This is a genomic window from Archangium primigenium, from assembly GCF_016904885.1.
In the GTDB taxonomy this organism is placed as follows: domain Bacteria; phylum Myxococcota; class Myxococcia; order Myxococcales; family Myxococcaceae; genus Cystobacter; species Cystobacter primigenius.
Map to the genome: position 1 here is coordinate 4,398,454 of NZ_JADWYI010000001.1, position 21,833 is coordinate 4,420,286.

Annotated in this window: 14 protein-coding genes, 2 tRNA genes and 3 rRNA genes; 10 read left to right on the plus strand and 9 right to left on the minus strand. The window is 66.0% G+C overall.

Annotated elements, in window-relative coordinates:
* Nucleotides 1-17 precede the first annotated feature (17 nt).
* From I3V78_RS18310 to I3V78_RS18320, 3 genes are all read left to right on the plus strand, one after another.
* Entirely contained in the window at nt 18-1,613 is a 1,596-nt protein-coding gene (locus tag I3V78_RS18310) for a serine/threonine-protein kinase (protein WP_204489760.1), read from the plus strand.
* Between the two features lie 117 nt (nt 1,614-1,730).
* Entirely contained in the window at nt 1,731-2,543 is an 813-nt protein-coding gene (locus tag I3V78_RS18315; protein ID WP_204489761.1) for an SDR family NAD(P)-dependent oxidoreductase, read from the plus strand.
* Nucleotides 2,544-2,673: 130 nt separating this feature from the next.
* A complete protein-coding gene (locus I3V78_RS18320) occupies nt 2,674-4,437 on the plus strand; it encodes a S28 family serine protease (RefSeq protein ID WP_204489762.1) in 1,764 nt (587 codons plus the stop codon).
* Nucleotide 4,438: 1 nt separating this feature from the next.
* Here I3V78_RS18320 and I3V78_RS18325 read toward each other — a convergent pair whose 3' ends face one another.
* The 6 genes from I3V78_RS18325 to I3V78_RS18350 form a co-directional block, all read right to left on the minus strand.
* A complete protein-coding gene (locus tag I3V78_RS18325) occupies nt 4,439-5,002 on the minus strand; it encodes a biotin transporter BioY (protein ID WP_204489763.1) in 564 nt (187 codons plus the stop codon).
* Nucleotides 4,999-5,610 carry a CbiQ family ECF transporter T component gene (locus tag I3V78_RS18330; protein WP_204489764.1) on the minus strand — a complete coding sequence of 204 codons (612 nt, stop codon included), beginning with the start codon at nt 5,608-5,610 and terminating at the stop codon, nt 4,999-5,001. Before I3V78_RS18330 ends, I3V78_RS18325 begins: the two co-directional genes overlap by 4 nt.
* On the minus strand, nt 5,607-6,281 hold the full coding sequence (locus I3V78_RS18335; RefSeq protein ID WP_204489765.1) for an energy-coupling factor ABC transporter ATP-binding protein: 675 nt from the start codon (nt 6,279-6,281) through the stop codon (nt 5,607-5,609). Before I3V78_RS18335 ends, I3V78_RS18330 begins: the two co-directional genes overlap by 4 nt.
* A 48-nt stretch (nt 6,282-6,329) precedes the next feature.
* Nucleotides 6,330-6,470, minus strand: coding sequence for a hypothetical protein (locus I3V78_RS18340; RefSeq protein WP_204489766.1), 141 nt, complete (start codon nt 6,468-6,470; stop codon nt 6,330-6,332).
* 144 nt (nt 6,471-6,614) lie between these two features.
* Complete coding sequence (locus tag I3V78_RS18345) at nt 6,615-7,628, minus strand: NADP-dependent oxidoreductase (protein ID WP_204489767.1); 1,014 nt, start codon at nt 7,626-7,628, stop codon at nt 6,615-6,617.
* A 28-nt stretch (nt 7,629-7,656) separates the two neighbouring features.
* On the minus strand, nt 7,657-8,640 hold the full coding sequence (locus I3V78_RS18350; protein WP_204489768.1) for an aldo/keto reductase: 984 nt from the start codon (nt 8,638-8,640) through the stop codon (nt 7,657-7,659).
* Nucleotides 8,641-8,951: 311 nt separating this feature from the next.
* Here I3V78_RS18350 and I3V78_RS18355 point away from each other — a divergent pair, with 311 nt between their 5' ends.
* Nucleotides 8,952-11,126 carry a PAS domain-containing protein gene (locus I3V78_RS18355; protein ID WP_204489769.1) on the plus strand — a complete coding sequence of 725 codons (2,175 nt, stop codon included), beginning with the start codon at nt 8,952-8,954 and terminating at the stop codon, nt 11,124-11,126.
* A gap of 19 nt (nt 11,127-11,145) precedes the next feature.
* Here the strand turns inward: I3V78_RS18355 and I3V78_RS18360 are convergent, their stop codons facing one another.
* A complete protein-coding gene (locus I3V78_RS18360) occupies nt 11,146-11,613 on the minus strand; it encodes a MaoC family dehydratase (RefSeq protein WP_204489770.1) in 468 nt (155 codons plus the stop codon).
* A gap of 44 nt (nt 11,614-11,657) precedes the next feature.
* Entirely contained in the window at nt 11,658-13,913 is a 2,256-nt protein-coding gene (locus tag I3V78_RS18365; protein ID WP_239576477.1) for a sensor histidine kinase, read from the minus strand.
* Nucleotides 13,914-14,239: 326 nt separating this feature from the next.
* On the opposite strand from I3V78_RS18365, the gene I3V78_RS18370 reads away from it, so the two are divergent.
* A complete protein-coding gene (locus tag I3V78_RS18370) occupies nt 14,240-14,842 on the plus strand; it encodes a hypothetical protein (RefSeq protein ID WP_204489771.1) in 603 nt (200 codons plus the stop codon).
* Between the two features lie 5 nt (nt 14,843-14,847).
* Here the strand turns inward: I3V78_RS18370 and I3V78_RS18375 are convergent, their stop codons facing one another.
* The gene (locus I3V78_RS18375; protein WP_204489772.1) at nt 14,848-15,222 is read right to left on the minus strand and encodes a YccF domain-containing protein; all 375 of its coding nucleotides are present in this window, start codon (nt 15,220-15,222) and stop codon (nt 14,848-14,850) included.
* A gap of 1,136 nt (nt 15,223-16,358) precedes the next feature.
* On the opposite strand from I3V78_RS18375, the gene I3V78_RS18380 reads away from it, so the two are divergent.
* The 5 genes from I3V78_RS18380 to rrf all read left to right on the plus strand — a co-directional run bounded on the left by I3V78_RS18380 (nt 16,359) and on the right by rrf (nt 21,807).
* Nucleotides 16,359-17,894: ribosomal RNA gene (locus I3V78_RS18380) — 16S ribosomal RNA — on the plus strand.
* Nucleotides 17,895-18,075: 181 nt separating this feature from the next.
* Nucleotides 18,076-18,152 (plus strand) — tRNA-Ile (locus I3V78_RS18385).
* 69 nt (nt 18,153-18,221) lie between these two features.
* Nucleotides 18,222-18,294 (plus strand) — tRNA-Ala (locus I3V78_RS18390).
* Between the two features lie 251 nt (nt 18,295-18,545).
* A 23S ribosomal RNA gene (locus I3V78_RS18395) occupies nt 18,546-21,512 on the plus strand.
* Nucleotides 21,513-21,690: 178 nt separating this feature from the next.
* Nucleotides 21,691-21,807 (plus strand): 5S ribosomal RNA (gene rrf, locus I3V78_RS18400).
* The 16S, 23S and 5S rRNA genes sit together here with 2 tRNA genes alongside, the layout of an rRNA operon.
* Nucleotides 21,808-21,833: the final 26 nt, after the last annotated feature.

Sequence of the window (21,833 nt, forward strand, 5' to 3'; positions counted from 1 at the left end):
GGATAGAGTGCGCGCCCATGGCTTCCGTGCTCGCCCCCGCGTCGCACTCCAATCGGTTGTTGAAGGAGTTCCTGGATCAGGACGTCGTCCCGCGCGAGATGTCCATCGCCCGGTTCATGTGCGGCCTCGCCTCGCTCGGGTGTGTGGCCGCGCTGGCGCTCGCCGGGGTGATTGGCTGGGGGCTGTCCCTGACGCTCGGGGGGCTGACCTTCGTGCTGGCCCTCTACTACGGGCTGTCGTTGTGGGCGCTCGGCCGGGGCAGCTTCCATCCGGCGCTCCAGTGGGTGGACAGCGCCATCACCGTGTCCATCCCGGCGCTCGTGTTCGTCGTGGACGGCGTCTTCCACGGCCCCGAGTACGCGCTCACCACGCCGCCCTTGGTCATCTGGGGCGCGCTCATCGTCGTGTGCGCGCTCCGGGCGGGCCCGGGCCTGGCCTACTTCGCCGCGGGGCTCGCCGCGGTGGAGTACCTGGCCGTCTACCTGGTGCTCGTCCACCCGAGGCTTCCGCCCGAGGCCCTCAACACCCTGTCACCGCCCATGGTGGCGCTGCGCTGTGTGTTCCTCTTCGCCTACGGGCCGCTGACGGCCATGCTCGCCCGGCTCATCGTGAGCAAGGCCGAGGCGGCGCTGAGCGCCATTCGCGAGAAGGACGTGATGGGCAAGTACTTCCTGCACGAGCGGCTGGGCGCGGGCGGCATGGCCGAGGTGTTCCGCGCCACGTACAGCCCCGAGGGCGGCTTCGAGAAGCAGGTGGCCATCAAGCGCGTGCTGCCGGCCTACATGGACAACGAGGAGTTCCTCGCCCTGTTCCGGCGCGAGGCGGAGTTGGGCTCGCTCCTCATCCATCCCAACATCGTCCAGGTGCTCGACCTGGGGCGGCACCAGGGCACGCTCTTCCTCACCATGGAGTACGTGCAGGGGCTCACGTTGAGCGCGCTGCTGCGGCGGGTGCCGGGCCGGCGGCTGCCCCCCGCGGTGGTGGCGTACCTCGGCGTGGAGATCGCCGGGGCGCTCGGGTACATGCACGCCCGCGCGGACACGACCGGCGAGCCCCTGGGCCTGGTGCACCGCGACCTGAACCCGCCCAACATCCTCCTGTCGCGCGTGGGGGAGGTGAAGCTGTCGGACTTCGGCATCGCGCGCGCCGCGAGCCGGGCCTCGCTCACCCAGGCGCAGGCGGTGCGGGGCAAGGCGGGCTACATGGCGCCGGAGCAGATCCGCGGCGAGCCCCTGGACGGGCGGGCGGACCTCTTCGCGCTGGGCCTCACCCTGCACGAGGCCCTCACGGGCGCGCGCACCATCCCCGGCGACAGCGAGGCCGAGATGATGATGGCCACCGTCCACCAGACGCCCAAGGCGCCCTCGGAGCTCGTGCCGGGCCTCTCCCCCGCGCTCGACGCCATCGTCATGGACCTGCTGCACCAGGACCGCGCGCGGCGCACGCCCTCGGGCGAGGTGCTCCAGCAGCGGCTCCTGGCGCTCACCGGGGTGGAAGCGCCCCTGCCCGAGGGCCGACGCCAGCTGATCGAACTGCTCCGGCAAGCGTCCGACCAGCCCGCGAGCACCCCGTCCTCGCGGCCCATGGCCCCGGGAGGCCTCGCCGCGGGCTGACGCCTTGTGAGGAGGGCAGGCCGCCAGTCAGCCGCCCCCATGCCGCTGGATCCGACTGTTCCGAGACCCAACCTTCCTATCCGTCAGGCACTTCACGAAACGGCGAGGAGGACGGACATGGCACGGGTGGAGAAGACGAAGGCACGCCGCTTGGCGGTCGTCACGGGCGCCTCGAGCGGCATCGGCTACGAATTGGCGAGGCAGTTCGCCCAGCATGGCTTCGACCTGCTCGTGGTCGCGGAGGACGCGGGCATCGTCCAGGCGGCGGAGCGGCTCGAGGCGCTGGGCGTCCGGGTGGAGAGCATGCAGGTGGACCTCGCGGAGTTCGAGGGCGTGGAGAAGCTCTACGAGCGCATCCAGTACGCGGGCCGTCCAGTAGACGCGATCGCCATCAACGCCGGCGTGGGCGTGGGCGGGGACTTCGCTCGGGAGACGGACCTGAAGGCGGAGCTCAACCTCATCAGCCTGAACATCACCTCGTCGGTGCACCTGGCCAAGCGGGTGATCAAGGACATGGTGGCCCGGGGCGAGGGCCGCGTCCTGTTCACCTCGTCCATCGCCGCGGCGATGCCCGGTCCGTTCGAGGCCGTGTACTCGGCCTCCAAGGCCTTCCTGCTGTCCTTCTCCGAGTCCATCCGCAACGAGCTCAAGGACACGGGCGTGACGGTCACGGCGCTCATGCCGGGCCCCACGGAGACCAACTTCTTCCACCGCGCGGGCATGGACGACACCCGGGTGGGCCAGCAGGAGAAGGACAGCCCGGAGCTCGTCGCGAAGCAGGGCTTCGAGGCGCTGATGGCGGGCGCGGACAAGGTCGTCGCCGGCTCGCTCAAGAACAAGGCCTTCGTCGCCGCGGCGTCGGTGCTGCCGCTCACCACCACGGCGGAGCTCCACCGCGCGTTGTCGGAGCCAGGCTCGGGCCGCCACTGAGCGTTTCAATGCGCGTGTAGAAAGACAGCGCCGTGGTGCCCCGGGTGGGGGGCCACGGCGCTGTCGTTTCCGTGGTGTACTTTCGCCTCGATGGGCTCGTTCGGAGCCCCTGTGATTGCCCGAGGCGGGGATGAAACGTCGCGTCGTCGTATCCAGTGGTTTGTGTCTGTGGCTCGCGCTCACCGCGTGCGGTGGAGAGGCGCCCAATCCGAGGCCCGAGCCGGGCGTCGAGTCTCCCGACTCGGGAATGAAGGATCCGCCGGTCGAGGTCCCGGACGCGGGGGGACCCGCTCCCGAGGTCGACGCGGGCGTGGACGCGGGTGAGCCGGAACCCGAGGTCGACGCGGGCGTGGACGCGGGCGAGCCGCCGCCCGAGGCCGACGCGGGCGTGGACGCGGGCGAGCCCGAGCCGGACGGGGGCGTGGATGGAGGGTGGGATGGCGGCTCCGAGCCGGGCGATGCGGGCACGGACGGAGGCACGGGTTCTCCGGACGGGGGCGGCGGCGTGTGTGGTCCGTCCTTGTACGAGTCCCTGGCGTCGACGGGGGACGCGCGCGTCGTCGCGAACGCGGCGGAGGACATCCTGGTCCGGCTGCGGGCCATCCCGGGCATGACGGTGACGGAGGGCTCCAGCGGCGTCTCGGGGTACCGCTACTTCAGCATGACGTACGTGCAGCCGGCGGATCACACCCGTCCGGACTGCCAGTCCTTCACCCAGCGCCTGGCGCTGTGGCACACGTCGGACACGGCGCCGATGGTGCTCTCCACGAGCGGCTATTACCTGTCCACGGGCCGCAGCGAGCCCACGCGCCTGCTGGGCTCGAACCAGATCTCCATCGAGCACCGCTTCTTCCCGCCGAGCATTCCCTCGCCCGAGGACTGGAGCCAGCTGACCATCAAGCAGTCCGCGGACGACTTCCACCGGGTGGTGCAGGCCCTCAAGCCCATCTACGGCGGCAAGTGGCTGTCCACGGGCGGCAGCAAGGGCGGCGAGACGGTGGTGTTCTTCCGGCGCTTCTATCCCCAGGACATCGACGGCACGGTGGCGTACGTCGCGCCCATCGCCTGGGAGGACGACGAGCGCTTCCCGGCCTTCCAGGACGCGGTGGGCGGCGAGCCCCAGCGCGCCTGCCGCGAGCGCATCCACACCTTCCAGCGCACGGTGCTGGAGCGGCGCATGGAGATGCTGGACCTGCTGGCGGCCTACGGCGCCCGGACGGGACGGACCTTCAACCAGCTCGGTCTGGAGCGCGCCCTGGAGCACGCCGTCATCGAGACCTACTTCGCCTTCTGGCAGTACAACTACCCGTCCTCGTGCTCGTCCTTCCCCGGTCCGGAGGCCACCAGCCAGCAGCTGCTCAACAAGATGGACGCGGAGGTGGGCCTGAGCACGTTCGCGGACACGGGCTCCGGCAGCATCGGCCAGTACGCGGCGTACTACTACCAGGCGGCGGTGGAGCTGGGCTGGCCCCAGCCCTATGAGGCCTTCCTCGGCGGCCTCATCCAGTACCCCAACACCGACACCGCGCCCGTGTACTCGCCGCCGGGTCTGCCGCTCGTCTTCAAGCCCAACGCGATGGCGGACGTGCAGGACTGGGTGTCCACCCGGGGCGAGCGGCTGCTCTTCATCTACGGCACGCTGGACCCCTGGAGCGCGGCGGCCTACTCGCTCGGCAACGCCCAGGACTCGTACCTGTTCGAGGTGCCGGGCGGCAACCACGGCGCGAGCATCGCCCAGCTCCCCGAGCCCCAGCGCACGATGGCGCGCGATGCGGTGCGCCGCTGGGCGGGCGTCTCCAGCCTCCGTCGGCTGAGCCCGGCGGAGTCGGGGCCCCAGTACCCCGAGTTCGCCCCGCACCTGCCGCCCTGGCTCCAGGGCCCGCGGGCGCCGTAGCTCAGCGGGGCGCGGCGGGCCGCGAGGCGGGAATGAGCGGCCAGGCGCGCTTCAAGGTGACGGCGGTGGAGGCGGCGATGGCCGCCTTCACCACGTCCCCGGGAACGAACACGAGCGAGCCGAGCGCGGCCTTGGACACGGGCAGGGCCGCGACCACGGCGAGCCAGGGGATGCCCACGGCGTAGATGACGCCGATGCCCCCCAGCACGTTGATGGCGAAGGCCCGGGGCACCGTGAGGCGCGCCCAGGAGCGCTCGGTGAGCCATCCGATGAGGAAGGCCGCGGGCAGCCACCCCACGAAGAAGCCGCCGGTGGGCCCGGGGTAGACGGCGAGCCCGCCGTTGCCGCCCGCGAGCAGGGGCAGGCCCGCGGCCACGAGCACGTGGAACAGGCCCAGGGCGAGCCCCGCCTTGCGCGCCCCGAGCGTGGAGCCCGCGAGCATCACCCCCAGCGTCTGCGCGGTGATGGGCACGGGCAGCCAGGGCAGGGGCAGGGGCGGCAGCAGCCCGAGCGCGGCCACGAGGGCGGCGAACAGGGCGACATGGACGAAGTCTCGGGTCTTCACGAAGGGTCCTCGGCGTCGAAGCAGCGCGCGTCGATGGCCTCGGCGAGCGCGTCCGCGGTGCGCAGGGTCTTGACGAGCAGGGGCACGAGCAGCGCGAGCGGGTCGCGCTCCAGGCCCCGCACGCGCTGGGCCTCGCGTACCTCGCCCACCCAGGTGGCCATCAGGGGGATGAAGCGCAGGGTGAGCGACAGCATCAGCCCGAGGCGGGTGGGGCTCACGCCGAAGCGGGCCAGGGGACGCAGGGCGCGGCCCAGGGCATCCAACTGCTCGGTCACCCGCGTGGTGAGCGACACGAGCGTGGCGAGCAGCACCAGCACGGCGAGCCGCGCCACGGTCCGTCCCGCCAGCTCCCAGTCGGCCAAGAGGCCCTGGAGCAGGAACAGGGGCACCAGCACCCAGGCGAGCAGCTGGAGCGTGGACAGCGGGGCGCTCGCGGGCAGGCGCGCCAGGGCGAAGAGGCCCAGGGTGGCCCCCAGGGCGAGCGCGAGCACGGGGGGCGAGGGGAAGACGAGCAGGCCGAGGCTCGCGGCGAGCAGGCCGAGCATCTTGGCGCCCGCGGGCGCGCGGTGCAGGGGCGAGTCGCGGTGCAGGTACAGGCCGGCCGTCACGTCATGCTCCGCACGTAGGCGTCGAGCGCCACCGCGGGCACGTCGTCGGCGACGATCCGGCCCGCCTCGAAGACGAGCACCCGATCGAAGTCGTGCAGCAACTCCAGGTCGTGCGACACGACGATGGCCGTCTGGGGCAGGGCGTGGATGGCCTGGGCGAGCCGGCGCTTGTTGCGCAGGTCCAGGAGGGTGGTGGGCTCGTCGAAGACGATGTAGCGCGGCTCCATGACGAGCACGCTGGACAGGGCGAGCAGCTGCTTCTGGCCCCCGCTGAGCAGGTGGGCGGGGTGGTGGCGCAGCCCCTCGAGATCATGACGGCGCAGGGCGGCGGTGACCCGGGCCGCGATCTCCGCGGGCGGCAGGCGCAGGTTCTTCAAGCCGAACGCCAGATCCTCCTCCACCGTGGGCAGGACGATCTGGTTGTCCGGATTCTGGAAGACGAAACCCACCTGGCGGCGGATGGCGCGCGCGTCGGTGCGGGTGTCGAGCCCGTCGACGAGCACCCGGCCCCGCTCGGGCACGAGCAGGCCGTTGAGCAGCCGCGCGAAGGTGCTCTTTCCAGAGCCATTGCCGCCCACCACGCCCACGCGGCGCTCGGTCAGGTGCAGCTCGAGCCCCTGCAGGACGGGGCGCTCCCCGAAGTGGTGGTGGACGGCGTGAAGCTGGATCATCGCGGCGGCGGACCGCCGGACTCTAGCGCCTTTTGGCGGCGGCGGCGCCTAGCAACCGACGTAGCTGTGACACACCACGCGGGTATAGGCCTGGGCGCCGACCTCGCGCTGCGCTTCGGGCGTCTCCATCAAACAGAGGGTCTGCTTGTTCAGGGACAGTCGCTTGAGCTGCGTCTCGGTCGTCTTCATGGGGGACCTCTTGTCACCACGGGTTCGCGGCTTTCGCCGTGAATCCAGGTTGGACACGCCTCCAGGGCCCCGCCACGGACGGCGGGGCCTCGTCCGCGAGCGCCGTGCGATGGGCGGCGCCTGACAGTCGTGGAGCGGGGGCGCTCAGGCCAGCTTCACCAGCATCTTGCCGGTGTTGTCGCCGCGCAGCAGGCCGATGAAGGCCTCGGGCGCCTTGCCCAGGCCGCCCTCCACGATTGTCTCCTGCAGCGTCACCTTGCCCTCGCGCAGCCAGCCGGACATCTCCCGCACGAAGTCCGCGTAGTGCTCGCGGTGGTCGGACACGATGAAGCCGCGCAGGGTGAGCCGCTTGCCGACCGCGAGCACGAGGTTGCTCGGGCCCGGCGGGCGATGGGTGGCGTTGTACTGGGAGATGGCGCCGCACAGGGCGATGCGCCCGAAGTTCTTCATCTTGCCCAGGGCCGCGTCGAGCTGCTCACCGCCCACGTTGTCGAAGTAGACGTCGATGCCCTCGGGGCACAGCGCGTCCAGGGCCTGGGCGGCGGGGCCGTCCTTGTAGTTGAAGGCCGCGTCGAACCCGAGCTTCTCGCGCAGGTGCTTCACCTTCTCGGCCGAGCCGGCGCTGCCCACCGTGCGGCAGCCCTTCACCTTGGCGATCTGCCCCACCAGCCCGCCCACCGCGCCGGCCGCGCCGGACACGAACACCGTCTCGCCCGCCTTGGGCTGGCCGATCTCGAGCAGGCCCACGTACGCGGTCTGGCCCGGCATGCCGAGCACGCCGAGGTACGCCTGAAGGGGCGCCACGCCGGGGTCCACCGGGGTGTAGCCCTTGGCGTCGCCCACGCTGTACTCGCGCCAGCCGCCATTGCCCACCACGAAGTCCCCCTCCTTGAACGCGGACGAGCGCGAGCGCACCACCTGGCCCACCGCGCCGCCATCCAGCGGCCGGCCGATCTGGTAGGGCGGCACGTAGGACTTCGTGTCGTTCATGCGCCCGCGCATGTACGGGTCCACGGACATGAAGTGGTTGCGCACGAGCACCTGCCCCTCGGCGGGCTCGGGGATGTCCACCTCCACCAACTCGAAGTTGGACGGCGTGGGCTCTCCTTGGGGGCGGGACTTCAGGTGGATCTCACGTCCCTTGCGTGCGTCGGCCATGGTGTCTCCAGAGAAAGGGGGGAGGGCATTACCCCAGCCACTCGGGGTGCTGGGTGGTGCCATCGAAGTGGGTGCTCGACTTGTATTTCTCCAGCGCCCCGTCCTGCGCCACCTTTTCGGTCTTCGCGAGCAAGGCCTGGATCTGCTTCTCGGACAGGGGCTGGAAGCCGCGCGCGACCTTGAGCGCCTGCTCCAGGCGCGCCATCGAGTCCATGCCGGTGATGGTGACGCTCACGGGCAGGGACAGGGCGTAGCGCAGGCAGTCCACGGCGCTCACCGTCTTGCTCTTGAGGATGAAGGCGCCGCCCAGGGGCTTCATGCCGAGCACGCCGATCTCCTCGCGCACGAGCACGGGCAGCACGCGCTTCTCGAAGCTGTCGTAGTGGGCATCCAGCACGTTGAGCGGCATCTGCACGGCGTCGAAGCGCACGCCGTGCTTCTGCCCGGCCTCGAGCATGGCCAGGTGCATGGCGGGTGACTTGTGGCCGGTGAAGCCGAGGAAGCGCGCCTTGCCCGCCTTCTGCGCCTCCTGCATCGCCTCGAGGGCGCCCCCGGGCCCGAACGAGCGCTGGGGATCGTTCTCGTGGATGATCTCGTGCAGCTGCAGCAGATCCAGGTGATCCGTGCGCAAGCGCCGGAGCGACTCGTCGATCTGCGCCGCGGCGGTCTTCTTGTCGCGGCCATCAATCTTTGTCATCAAGAAGGCCTTGGCGCGGTAGCCCTCCTGGAGCGCCTTGCCCATGCGCACCTCGCTCTGGCCCTCGTGATAGTCCCAGCAGTTGTCCATGAAGGTGATGCCCCGGTCGAGCGCGCCGCGGATGATGCGGATGCTCTCGGCCTCGTCCTTCTGTCCGCCGATGTGGGCGCCACCGAGACCGATGCACGACACCTGCTCACCGGTGCGGCCCAGCTTGCGCCGGGGGATGTCCTGGGGGGCGGGCGTGCTCGCGGCGAAGGCCGACGGAGCGACCATCAAGGCGAGCGTGGCTTCGAGGAATTCCCTGCGGTTCATGGGGGTGTCCTTTCGACCCGGAGGGGTCCACGAGGCCCATCACCTTGAGCGCTCCTGCATCCTCCATTCAAATCGGGGAGTGGGGGGCCGGACCCTGGCGTTGACCGGCGCACGCGGCCTTGGCGAGCACTGAATTAAAGTGGGCATTTGAGAGGAAGAAGGTCATCCTGGACCCCCGGGTCCAATTGCGTGTCCGGCTAGTCAACCCGTACATCCCTTACTCCCGGTGACGCTTTTTCGCGGTTCGGCGGATTGTCTGGATGAAGGGCTGCGTTCCTATGTCTCAAAGGCGTACCCCCCTCGCCACGTTTATGACTCCTCCTGTTCCGCCGAGCGACGAGCGCCAACGCATCCAGGCGCTCCTGCGTACCGGCCTCCTCGATACGCTTCCCGAGCCGGACTACGACGACATCGTGCGGCTGGCCGCCGAGTCGTGTGATGCACCCATCGCGCTCATCAGCCTGGTGGCCGAGGAGCGGCAGTGGTTCAAGGCGAAGGTGGGCCTGCCCGGGGTGGACGAGACGGACCGCTGCATCTCCTTCTGCGCGCATGCCATCGAGCGCGACGAGCTCTTCCTCATCGAGGACGCGCACGCCGATGCGCGCTTCGCCGCCAATCCGCTCGTGCTGGGCCATCCCTTCATCCGCTTCTACGCGGGGGTGCCCCTGCGGACGACGGACGGCTATGCGCTGGGCACGCTCTGTGTGATCGACCAACGCCCGCGGACCCTGACGGCGCTGCAGCGGCGCAGCCTGCTGGGGCTCTCGCGTCAGGTCGAGCTGCTGGTCCGCATGCGCGAGCGCATGCACGCGATGCAGGCGCACAACGAGGAGCTGGCCCGCGCCCATGAGCGCACGCAGGCCCTCAACCTGCGGCTGCGGGCGGAAATGGAGGAGCGGCAGCGGATCGAGGGTGAACTGCGCGAGCAGCGCACGCTGCTGAGCAGCATCCTCACGCACATTCCGTACTCGGTCTTCTGGAAGGATCGCCAGGGCGCCTACCTGGGTGCCAACCCCCACTTCCTGCAGGACATGGGGCTGGAGTCACAGGAGGCGTTGCTGGGGAAGACGGACCTGGAGCTGTCCATGCCGCGGGCCCAGGCGGAGGCCTACCGCCGGGACGACTTCGAGGTCATGGAGTCGGGTCAGCCCAAGATCTCTTTCGAGGAGCCGTTGGCGCGCACGTCGGGCGAGGAGTCCTGGCTGCTGACGAGCAAGGTGCCGCTCAAGCACCCGGATGGCACGGTGGTGGGCATGGTGGGCATCTTCGCGGACATCAGCGAGCGGCGGCGGCAGCAGCAGGCGCTGCAGGACGCCAAGCTGCTCGTGGAGCGCCACGTGGCGAGCCTGGAGGCGCAGGTGCGCGAGGCGCACTTGCGCAACCACTACCTCATGCAGAACTCCGGGGCGGCGGTCTTCCTGTTGAACGAGGAAGGCAGCGTGCTCGACCTCAACCCCGTGGCCCAGCGGGTGTTGGGCGGCTCCGAGGACGCGCTGCGGGGGCTCGCCTTCGAGTCCTTCGCGCCGGAGAAGAACCGCGAGCCGCTGCGCCGGGCGCTCCGGGACCTGCGGGTGGTGGGCACGGTGCGGATGGAGAACCAGCCCATGGACACGGTGACGGGGAGCCGGGTGATGCTGGACCTGGCCGCCTCGCTCCAGGTGACGGGCAACACGCGGCGGCTGCTGGTGGTCGGCCACGACGTCACCGAGAAGTGGCGGCTCGAGCAGCAATCCATCCAGAACGAGCGGCTCGCGTCGATGGGGGCGCTGGCGGCGGGCATCGCCCACGAGATCAACAACCCCATGGCGTACGTGCTCTCCAACCTCACGTACCTGCAGGAGAGCCGGGACGAGCTGGAGCACGTGCTGGAGTCCTTGCCGGGAGGCATTCCGGCGCGGGCCGAGGAGATGCTCGCCGAGGTGAAGGACATCCTCGCCGAGTCCCTGGCGGGCGGCCGACGCATCCGGGACATCGTGCGGGACATGCGCTTCTTCTCGCACACGGCGGGAGAGGAGCTGGCGCCGGTGGACCTGCACGCGTGCCTGGACGTGGTGCTGCGCATGGCGCACGGAGAGCTCAAGCACGTGGCGCGGGTGGACAAGCGCTACGACAGCGCGCTGCCGCTCGTGCCCGCGAGCGAGGGACGACTCAGCCAGGTGTTCCTCAACCTCGTCATCAACGCGGTGCACGCCATGCGCTCGGGCAAGCCCGAGGATCAGGTGCTCCGGGTCATCACCCGACGGGACGGGGACTGGGCCCGGATCGAGATCTCCGACTCCGGCACGGGCATTCCACCGGACGTGCTGCCGCACATCTTCGAGCCGTTCTTCACCACCAAGCCGGCGGGCGCGGGCACGGGGCTGGGCCTGTCCATCAGCCTGTCCATCCTCCAGAAGATGGGCGGCGGCATCCAGGTCCAGAGCACCGTGGGCGTGGGAACGACGTTCCTGCTGAGCCTGCCGGTGCATGGTCGGGAGCCGCTCTAGGCTCCGGGCGCGTGGGGGCTCAGCCGAGCATGAACCGGTAGAGCACTTCCGCGGCGCAAGCGGGCTTGGGCGAGCCCTCGATCTCGATGGTGGCGAGCAGCAGGCCCTCGACGCCCTTGGCGATGTCCCGGAGCTCCTTGAGCTCGAGGGTCAACCGGTAGCGCTCCCCGGACTTGAGGGGCGCGGGGAAGCGGACCTTGTTGAGGCCGTAGTTGAGGACGAGCGGGAAGCCGCGGATCTCCACGGCCTCGAAGAAGAGGCCCGCGATGCGCGAGACGCTGAAGTAGCCGTGGGCGATGGGCACACCGAAGGGGGACTCGCGCGCGCAGCGCTCGCGGTCCACGTGGATCCACTGGAAGTCGCCGGTGGCCTCGGCGAAGCGGAGGATGTCCGCGTCCGTGAGGGTGCTCCACGAGGAGCTGCCGAGCGTGCGTCCCGTGGCGGCCCTCAAGCCCTCCAGCCCGTCGATGATGGTCGTGTCCGTCATGGCAGGCCTCTTAGCAGCCTGGCGCCGGGGACGCACCGGGCGGCTTACTCGGGGGAGGGCGGTGGGAGGGGATCCGACGGGACGGGCAGGTCGAGGGTGAAGGTGGCGCCTTGGCCGGGCCCCTCGCTGCTGGCGGTGAGTGAGCCGCCCATCTCCTGGGCCGCGAGGGCGCTGGAGTGCAGGCCGAAGCCGTGACCTTCCTCGCGGGTGGTGAAGCCATGCTGGAAGATGCGCGTGAGCATCTCCGGCGCGATGCCGATGCCGTTGTCGCGCACGGTCAGCAGGACGCGGGCCTCGGGGGTCCGGCGCAGCCCGATGATGATGAGCCGCTGCTCCTCGGGGATGGACTCGAGGGCGTACTTGGCGTTGCTGATGAGGTTGACGAGGATCATCAACACCTTGTGCTTCTCGGTCACCAGGGGAGGCAGGGCCTCGAGGTCGCGCCGGACGCGGACGGAGTGGCGGCCGAGCGCGGCCTGGTTGATGCGCAGGGCGTCCTCGACGAGCTCCGCCAGGTTGACGGGCTCGAACAGGTGTTGGGGGGCGCGGGCGTAGCGCTGTTGGAGCTTGACGATGGCGCCGATGTGCTCGGTGTAGCGGCTGACGTCATGGAGCAGGGCGTTGATCTCCTCGCGCTCCTCCTGCATGTGCCGTCCCAGTCGGGAGAGGAAGGGCAGGGCATTGCGTCCGCGCTCGTCCTCGGTGAGGAAGGAGGCGAGGTGGGTCTGATGCTCCTGGAGCAAAACGACCACCTTCTCCACGCTCTCGAGCTTCAAGCCGGACAGGCGCTCGCGGGCGATGAGCGCCGAGGTATGGACGCTGTTGAGCACGTTGCCCACGTTGTGCAGCACGTTGGTGGCGACCTCGGCGCGGCCCACCTGGCGGGCGGTCTCGATGAGCTGGCGGTGGACGTCCTGGAGTTCCCGGGTGCGGTGCTCCACGCGCTGTTCGAGCCCCTCGTTGGCCTGACGCAGGGCATCCTCACGCCGCTGGAGTTCGATCGCCATGCGTTGGAAGGCCTGGGCCAGGCGGCCCAGCTCATCGCGGCGGGTGAGGTCCAGTCCGACGTTGAAGTCCCCCGCGGCGAGCGAGTCGGCGGCGGAGCTGAAGGACAGCAGGGGCTGGGAGATCTTCTGGCGGAGGACCCAGGACATGATGCCCAGCTCCAGCAGCAGGGAGGCGACGCCGAACACGAGCACGTACTGGGCCGAGCCGAGGGCGGTGCGCGACACGACGGACTCGGGCAGGAGGGTCACGAAGGTCCAGCCGGGACCGTTGAAGCGGGCGGTGGCGGCGTACTCCCCGGACGCGGGGATGCGTGTCGTGTGGGGGGCGGGCGTATTGCGCAGCTGCTGGAAGATGGCGAACAGGTGCTGGCGCAGGGCGCTGGAGTTGGCGGTCCTGAAGGGAGCGGCGGTTTGGTGGAGGCCGCTGCGCAGGTTGTAGCTGGTCTCCGCGCCTTCCATGTTCAACTCGGGATGGGCGATGAGCTGACCATCGTCGCGGAAGAGCATGTTGTAGGCATCCGGCAGGTGATCGTTGATGGTGCGCGCCATCAACTCCTGGATGAGGATGTCGTGGGTGAGGGTGGCGAAGTGTCGCCCGTCCATGTCCACGGGAGTGGAGGCGGAGACGGTCCAGGTCTTCGCGACGGTGTCGGCGATGATGCCGGACCACACGGTCTGCCGCTCGGGGTCCTGCTCGGGCGTGCTCAGGGTGTAGAACTCGAACTGGGTGACGTCGAAATCGGGCGTGGCCTCGTGACACCAGTTCGGTCGGTCGGGCCAGTACAGCATCACCGCGCCTCCGGGCAGGGAGATGTACGTATCGGTGAAGCGCACATGGAAGGCGGGGGCGTACTGGGTCAGTACCTCATAGGAGGCGAGCAACCAGCGCTGGAGCTCCGGCGCGAGGGTCCGTCCGGCGGGGATGAAGAGACACGGCATGCGGGTCCCGTCGAACCCCTCGAGCCTGCTGCGGACAGTTCCATCCGGGAGGGAGGCGAACAGTCGCTCGAAGGCCGCGCGGGGGTCTTGTTGGCGCCAGAGGCGCACCCGTTCCTTCAGTCGCTCCTGGAGGAAGGCGTGGTTGTCCTTCGCGAGAACGAAGATGGCCTGTTCGCGCTGCGCGCGCTCCGACACGCTGCGCTGCAACTGGGCGAGGGCCGTGTCGCGGGCGGAGTTGAAGATCTGCAGGTAGCTGAAGAAGGTGGTCAGGGCGATGATGCACGCGATGCGCACGCCCATGTGGATGAGCGTCGAGCGGGCCAGGGAGGACGAAGCAGGAGGCTGCTGGGCCATGGGTCGCGTGGAGGGCTCCTCCCGAGCGCGTGGACTTCAGACCTCGGGAGGTGGTGGAGCCTGGGGAGGACTCCAAGGGTGACGGAATGTTCCGCCATCGTGCCATGGAACCTCCGGTTGTCGTTGTTTGAACTCCTCGGGGCGGCGATCCTGCCCGGTCACGGGGAGAGGTCAGGGGCTACCCAGGGAACGGGTCGACGCCAGGAGGAAGCGCCGCGGGTATGGGTCGTCCGTGCCAGACGTACGGGCACGAGGGCACGCTTGAGGTGGTGCGTGGGGTCCCCGATGATGGCGGGCTGCCTCCCCCGCTGGCCCAGGAGAATCCCATGCGTCGTTCCCTCTCGAGTCTCCTGCTGGTGTTGTGGGTGCTCACGCCTTGGGAGGCGCAGGCGGCGGACGTCCTGACGCGGGTGAAGAAGTGGTTCTCGGACCTGGGTGAGCCGACGCCGCCTCCCGAGGAAGAGGAAGAGGACCTGGGGGCGCGCAACACGTTCACGGTCAACCCGTTGGCGCTCAAGTATGCTCAATTGGGAATGGAGTACGAACGAGCGCTGGGAAGCCGCCTCTCCGTCTATCTGGCGCCCGAGTTCTCGTACGGCCAGACGTCCAGCACCTGGGCGCTGGGCCTCGCGGGTACGGTGGGAACGAGGCTGTTCGTGCTGGGGACGGCGCCGAGCGGGGTCTTCTTCGGACCGGAGTTGAGCGTGAACTACCAGCTGCGCTTCGCGGATCACGTCCGGACCAAGGGGCTGGGCCTGGGGCTGGGCGGCAGCGTGGGCTGGACCCTGGTGTTGTTCGATCGAATCACCCTGTCCGCAGGGTTCTCCGCGCAGTACCGCTCGATTCCGGACCTGAACTCACCAGAGGAGGGGGCGCTTCGAGTGCAGATCGTCCCAACCCCCCGGCTGGCCTTTGGCGTGGCGTTCTGAGGCGATCACGGCGTGCGCACGAGCTTACCGAACGGCGCGAGGGCGAGCAGGGCGAGCTTGATATGCTGGATGGCGAAGGGGATGCCGATGAGGGTCACCGCGAGTCCGAGGGCCAGCCCGATGTGACTGAGGAAGATCCAGATCCCGGCGAAGACGAGCCAGAAGACGTTGAGGACACAGCCGATGGGGTTACCACCAGGCGCGTCGACAATGTCCTTTCCAAAAGGAAGGAGGCCCAAGCCGGCGAGCTTGAAGCATTGAACCCCGAAGGGGATGCCCACGAGGGTGAGGCAAAGCAGCAGGCCGCCAAGCACGTACTCGAGCGCGATGATGAAGCCCCCTCCGAAGACGATCCAGAGGATGTTGAGGAGCAGTCTCATAGAAGGGAACTTAGCGCGGGGGCGGCACGCACGGCGCGGGGGATATCGGAGCGAGGCTCGAGCCAGGAGGGGAGGGCTTCCTCCGGCGCGTGAGCAACAAGGAGGCACACTGGCTTTGCTTGAAGTGAAGTCGGCGCCGCTGCTTGTCCTGCGTGTACGGGCGGTTGACTTCGAGCGCGGCGGTGGTACAAGCCGCGCCCCTTCGAACGGGCAGGGGTCACCGCGCTGGCGGTGACGAGCCATTCGGGGCCAAAGGAAATAAAGAGTCGACGCAGTGGGGTTGACTCGAAACGCGGTGGTGGTAGAAGCCGCGTCCCTTCGAACGGGCAGGCGTCACCGCACTGGCGGGGGCAAGTCGTTCGAGGCCAGAAGAAATAAAGAGTCGACGCAGCGAGGTTGACTCGAAACGCGGTGGTGGTAGAAGCCGCGTCCCTCCGGAAGACGGACTGTCGCGCAGGTGACAGAAGGTCGGGTGGAAGGAAAACGAGGGTTGACGAAGCGGGTTGACACTCGGGAGGGCGGCGGGCTAGAAGCCGCGCCCCACGGACGGGAAGGACGAAGTCGCACTGGCGACGGGGACCTCCGGACGAGCAGGACCCAGACGAAATAAGCAGTCAGCGAACGAAGTTGACTCGAAACGCGGTGGTGGTAGAAGCCGCCTCCCACTGAACCGGAAGAAGTCGCGAAAGCGACAGTGCGCCGGGCAGCGAGAAGAAACGAGTCGACGAAGCGAGTTGACAGGGAAGGCGGAACGGCAGTAGGTTCCGCGCCCCTTCGAAAGAAAAGCCGCCTCGGCGGTTTGGCTTCGAAGCGAAGCGGTGAGACGAAGCAACATCGGTTGCTTGACAGTCGAGCCGGTTCGGAAGTAAAGAAGGCAGCCCGCGCAGCACGGTGGGCGGCACCGACACGGTGAAGCCGACGGTAGCACAGCGCAGGGGCCGCGACAAGCGGTTCGGTCTTTGAAAACCAGATAGCAAGCCCAAAGAAGACAGATTGCGGAAACCGCAGTCAATTCTTGTAGTCCCGGGCACCTGAAGCGAGTCGGCGGGAGTCGATTGGCCGGGTGCCCGTAGAACAGCGAAGGTCAGGAAACCCCTTAGCCGGGACCTGGCTCAGCCGGTTCGACACTTCAAATTCAATTGGAGAGTTTGATCCTGGCTCAGAACGAACGCTGGCGGCGTGCCTAACACATGCAAGTCGAGCGCGAATGGAGCAATCCTAGTAGAGCGGCGCACGGGTGCGTAACACGTGGGTAATCTGCCCGGATGTCTGGGATAACCAGTCGAAAGATTGGCTAATACCGGATAAGCCCCCAGGAGCTTCGGCTCTCGAGGGAAAAGGTGGCCTCTGTATACAAGCTATCACATCTGGATGAGCCCGCGGCCCATCAGCTAGTTGGCGGGGTAATGGCCCACCAAGGCAACGACGGGTAGCTGGTCTGAGAGGACGATCAGCCACACTGGAACTGAGACACGGTCCAGACTCCTACGGGAGGCAGCAGTGGGGAATTTTGCGCAATGGGCGAAAGCCTGACGCAGCAACGCCGCGTGTGTGATGAAGGTCTTTGGATTGTAAAGCACTTTCGACCGGGACGAAAACCCCTTGGCTAACACTCAAGGGCTTGACGGTACCGGGAGAAGAAGCACCGGCTAACTCTGTGCCAGCAGCCGCGGTAATACAGAGGGTGCAAGCGTTGTTCGGAATTATTGGGCGTAAAGCGCGTGTAGGCGGCTTTGCAAGTCGGATGTGAAAGCCCTCGGCTCAACCGAGGAAGTGCGTTCGAAACTGCAGAGCTTGAGTGCCGGAGAGGGTGGCGGAATTCCCCAAGTAGAGGTGAAATTCGTAGATATGGGGAGGAACACCGGTGGCGAAGGCGGCCACCTGGACGGTGACTGACGCTGAGACGCGAAAGCGTGGGTAGCAAACAGGATTAGATACCCTGGTAGTCCACGCCGTAAACGATGAGAACTAGGTGTCGTGGGTGTTGACCCCCGCGGTGCCGTAGCTAACGCATTAAGTTCTCCGCCTGGGAAGTACGGTCGCAAGACTAAAACTCAAAGGAATTGACGGGGGCCCGCACAAGCGGTGGAGCATGTGGTTTAATTCGACGCAACGCGCAGAACCTTACCTGGTCTTGACATCCTCGGAATGCCTCAGAGATGAGGCGGTGCCCGCAAGGGAGCCGAGAGACAGGTGCTGCATGGCTGTCGTCAGCTCGTGTCGTGAGATGTTGGGTTAAGTCCCGCAACGAGCGCAACCCTCGCCTTTAGTTGCCACGCAAGTGGATCTCTAGAGGGACTGCCGGTGTTAAACCGGAGGAAGGTGGGGATGACGTCAAGTCCTCATGGCCTTTATGACCAGGGCTACACACGTGCTACAATGGCCGGTACAAAGCGTTGCCAACTCGCGAGAGGGAGCTAATCGCATAAAACCGGTCTCAGTTCAGATTGGAGTCTGCAACTCGACTCCATGAAGGCGGAATCGCTAGTAATCGCAGATCAGCACGCTGCGGTGAATACGTTCCCGGGCCTTGTACACACCGCCCGTCACACCATGGGAGTCGATTGCTCCAGAAGTCATCTCACCAAGAGGTGCCCAAGGAGTGGTCGGTAACTGGGGTGAAGTCGTAACAAGGTAGCCGTAGGGGAACCTGCGGCTGGATCACCTCCTTTCTAAGGAGACCGGGTACACGGTGAGCGCTTCGGCGCCACAGGGTGTACCAGCCACTTCGGTGGCCGAGGTCGACCAGGTCAACGTTTCTGCAATACTGTCGAGGGCTTGCTGTCTGGTTTTGAGAGGCCGAGCTGAGGCTCGGTTCTTTGAAAGAATTGGACGCTGTGAGGGAAATCCACTGGGCCTATAGCTCAGCTGGCTAGAGCGCGCGCCTGATAAGCGCGAGGTCGGTGGTTCAAGTCCACCTAGGCCCACCAGTCCCCCGAGAGGGGTTGCACTGGGAGACGCGAGGAAGGCCGGCAAGTGGATACCTACGACGAAGGTTTGGGGCTGTAGCTCAGTTGGGAGAGCGCTAGCTTTGCAAGCTAGAAGTCGTCGGTTCGATCCCGTCCAGCTCCACACGGTTGTCCGATGAAGAAACACGTCGGAAGCGTTCTTTGACAAGTGCATACGAAGGGTAGAAATCAATTTCTGCTGAGAAGTTCAGCATGAAGTGGAAGGCCGTCGACTGCGAGAGCAGTGGGTGGGCCGGAAGCTCATGCACTCAAGCAAGTGTAAGTTTTCCGGGTCCGCGACGAAGAGTCGGGGCCTGGGACCTGGACTCGAGTTGTTGGGTGCCGCCGGGAGGCGGGCTTTTGAGGGATTCAGGTAAGTAAGCTACTAAGGGCGTGCGGTGGATGCCTAGGTGCCAAGAGGCGATGAAGGACGTGGGTGGCTGCGAAAAGCTCCGGGGAGTTGCCAACCGAACGTTGAGCCGGAGATGTCCGAATGGGGAAACCCAGCGAGGTGAAAGCCTCGTTACCTCGGCCTGAATACATAGGGCCGAAGGAGCGAACCAGGGGAAGTGAAACATCTCAGTACCCTGAGGAGAAGAAAACAACGAGTGATTCCCAGAGTAGCGGCGAGCGAAATGGGAGGAGCCTAAACCGGTGTCACGCAAGTGGCATCGGGGTTGCGGGTCCGCGGTAGGACCTTTGTCTGTTAGCGGAATCACCTGGAAAGGTGAACCAGAGAGCGTGAGAGTCGCGTACGCGAAAACGGACGGAGGCTGAGCGGGTTACCCAAGTAGGGCGGGACACGTGCAATCCTGCCTGAATCTGCCGGGACCATCCGGTAAGGCTAAATACTCCTTGGCGACCGATAGTGAACTAGTACCGCGAGGGAAAGGTGAAAAGAACCCCGGTGAGGGGAATGAAAAGAACCTGAAACCGCATGTCTACAAGCAGTCCGAGCACTACGGGGCAACCCAGTGCGAGGGCGTACCTTTTGCATCATGATTCGGCGACTTAATGTACGTAGCGAGGCTAAGCCGATAGGTGGAGCCGGAGCGAAAGCGAGTCCGAAACGGGCGACAGAGTTGCGTGCATTATAACCCGAAGCGGGGTGATCTACACATGGCCAGGTTGAAGTGAGGGTAACACCTCATGGAGGACCGAACTCATGAAAGTTGAAAATTTCTGGGATGAGCTGTGTGTAGGGGTGAAAGGCCAATCAAACTCCGTGATAGCTGGTTCTCCCCGAAAGATATTTAGGTATCGTCTCGAGGAATTCAATACTGGAGGTAGAGCACTGGAACGGCTAGGGGTCTCACCAGATTACCAAACCGTACCAAACTCCGAATGCCAGTACTTGTTATCTCGGGAAGCAGTCAGTGGGTGATAACGTCCATTGGCAAGAGGGGAATAACCCAGACCGACAGCTAAGGCCCCCAAGTCTAGTCTAAGTGAACACTAGAAAGGATGTGGCAGGTCATTGACAACCAGGAGGTTGGCTTAGAAGCAGCCATCCTTTAAAGAAAGCGTAATAGCTCACTGGTCGAGACAGGCCGCGCCGAAAATGTAACGGGGCTCAAGACTAGCGCCGAAGCTTCGGATTGCATGCGTCAGGCGCATGCAGTGGTAGGGGAGCGTTGCAACAGCGGAGAAGCTAGACCGTAAGGGCTGGTGGAGCGGTTGCGAGTGCTGATGCCGAAATGAGTAGCGATAAAGGGGGTGGGAAACCCCCTCGCCGTAAACCCAAGGTTTCCTGGGTCAAGTTAATCTTCCCAGGGTTAGCCGGGACCTAAGCCGAGGCCGAAAGGCGTAGGTGATGGCAAGCAGGTTAATATTCCTGCGCCATCTTGTAGACGTTGAACCGAGGAAGGACGGAGAAAGCTAGGCGAGCTGACCGGTGGTTGTGTCAGTCCAAAGGCGTAGGGGTGTCGCGTACGAATAAAGGCGCGGCAGCTATCCCCGAGACCCCATGGCCCCCCTCACGGGGCAAGTCGCTGATGCTCGGCTTCCAAGAAAAGTTCCGCGGGGAGTCTACAGGGTGTCCGTACCGCAAACCGACACAGGTGGGTGAGGAGAAAATCCTAAGGCGCTTGAGAGAACTCTCCTCCAAGGAACTAGGCAAATTTCCACCGTAACTTCGGAAGAAGGTGGGCCCCTGGTAGGTGTAGGCGTACAGCCGAAGCCCAGAGGGGTTGCAGAGAAATGGCGGTAGCGACTGTTTACCAAAAACACAGGACTCTGCGAAGGCAAGAAGCCGACGTATAGGGTCTGACTCCTGCCCGGTGCTGGAAGGTTAAGGGGATTCGTCAGCCGCAAGGTGAAGCGATGATCCGAAGCCCCAGTAAACGGCGGCCGTAACTATAACGGTCCTAAGGTAGCGAAATTCCTTGTCGGGTAAGTTCCGACCTGCACGAATGGAGTAACGACTTCCGCGCTGTCTCGGAGAGGGACTCAGCGAAATTGAAATAGCTGTGCCGATGCAGTTTACCCGCAGCAAGACGGAAAGACCCCGTGAACCTTTACTACAACTTGACAGTGACACTAGGGTTCGACTGTGTAGGATAGGTGGGAGCCTTTGAAGCCGGGCCGCTAGGTTCGGTGGAGGCAACGGTGAAATACCACCCTGTCGGATTCTGGTGTCTAACCATGCTCCCTCATCGGGAGTTGGAACACTGTCTGGTGGGTAGTTTGACTGGGGCGGTCGCCTCCCAAAACGTAACGGAGGCGCGCGATGGTTCCCTCAGCCCGATTGGAAACCGGGCGGCGAGTGCAATGGCATAAGGGAGCTTGACTGCGAGACGGACACGTCGAGCAGGTGCGAAAGCAGGTCATAGTGATCCGGTGGTCCTGAATGGAAGGGCCATCGCTCAACGGATAAAAGGTACTCCGGGGATAACAGGCTTATCTCCCCCAAGAGTTCACATCGACGGGGAGGTTTGGCACCTCGATGTCGGCTCATCGCATCCTGGGGCTGGAGCAGGTCCCAAGGGTTTGGCTGTTCGCCAATTAAAGCGGTACGCGAGCTGGGTTCAAAACGTCGTGAGACAGTTTGGTCCCTATCTGCTGTGGGCGTAGGATACTTGAGAGGCTCTGACCTTAGTACGAGAGGACCGGGTTGGAGACACCGCTGGTGTACCAGTTGTCTCGCCAGAGGCATCGCTGGGTAGCCATGTGTCGATTGGATAACCGCTGAAAGCATCTAAGCGGGAAACCGACCTCAAGAACAGGTATCCCGGGCGCAAGCCCCAGAAGACCCGTCGAAGACGACGACGTTGATAGGCCGGGTGTGTAAGCGTGGTAACACGTTGAGCTAACCGGTACTAATTGGTCGAGAGGCTTACTTTACCTCAATCTCTCAGGAGCCCCCGGTAACCGGGAGGTGTCCGACGAGTCGAGGCCAGGTTCGAGGCCCCGAGCAGCTCCCGAGAGGGAAGCGCTGGGCCCGGAAAGCGGCACTTGCGAACTTCGCAGCCGGAAGTTGATTTCCCTACCCTTCGTATGGACTTGAGACGTACACCAGTTTTCCGGTGGCAATGTCGGAGGGGTCCCACCCGTTCCCATCCCGAACACGGAAGTTAAGCCCTCCAGAGCCGATGGTACTCCGCGGGAAACCGCGCGGGAGAGTAGGTCGCTGCCGGATTTTTTTCTCTTGAAGGCCCCGCGCCT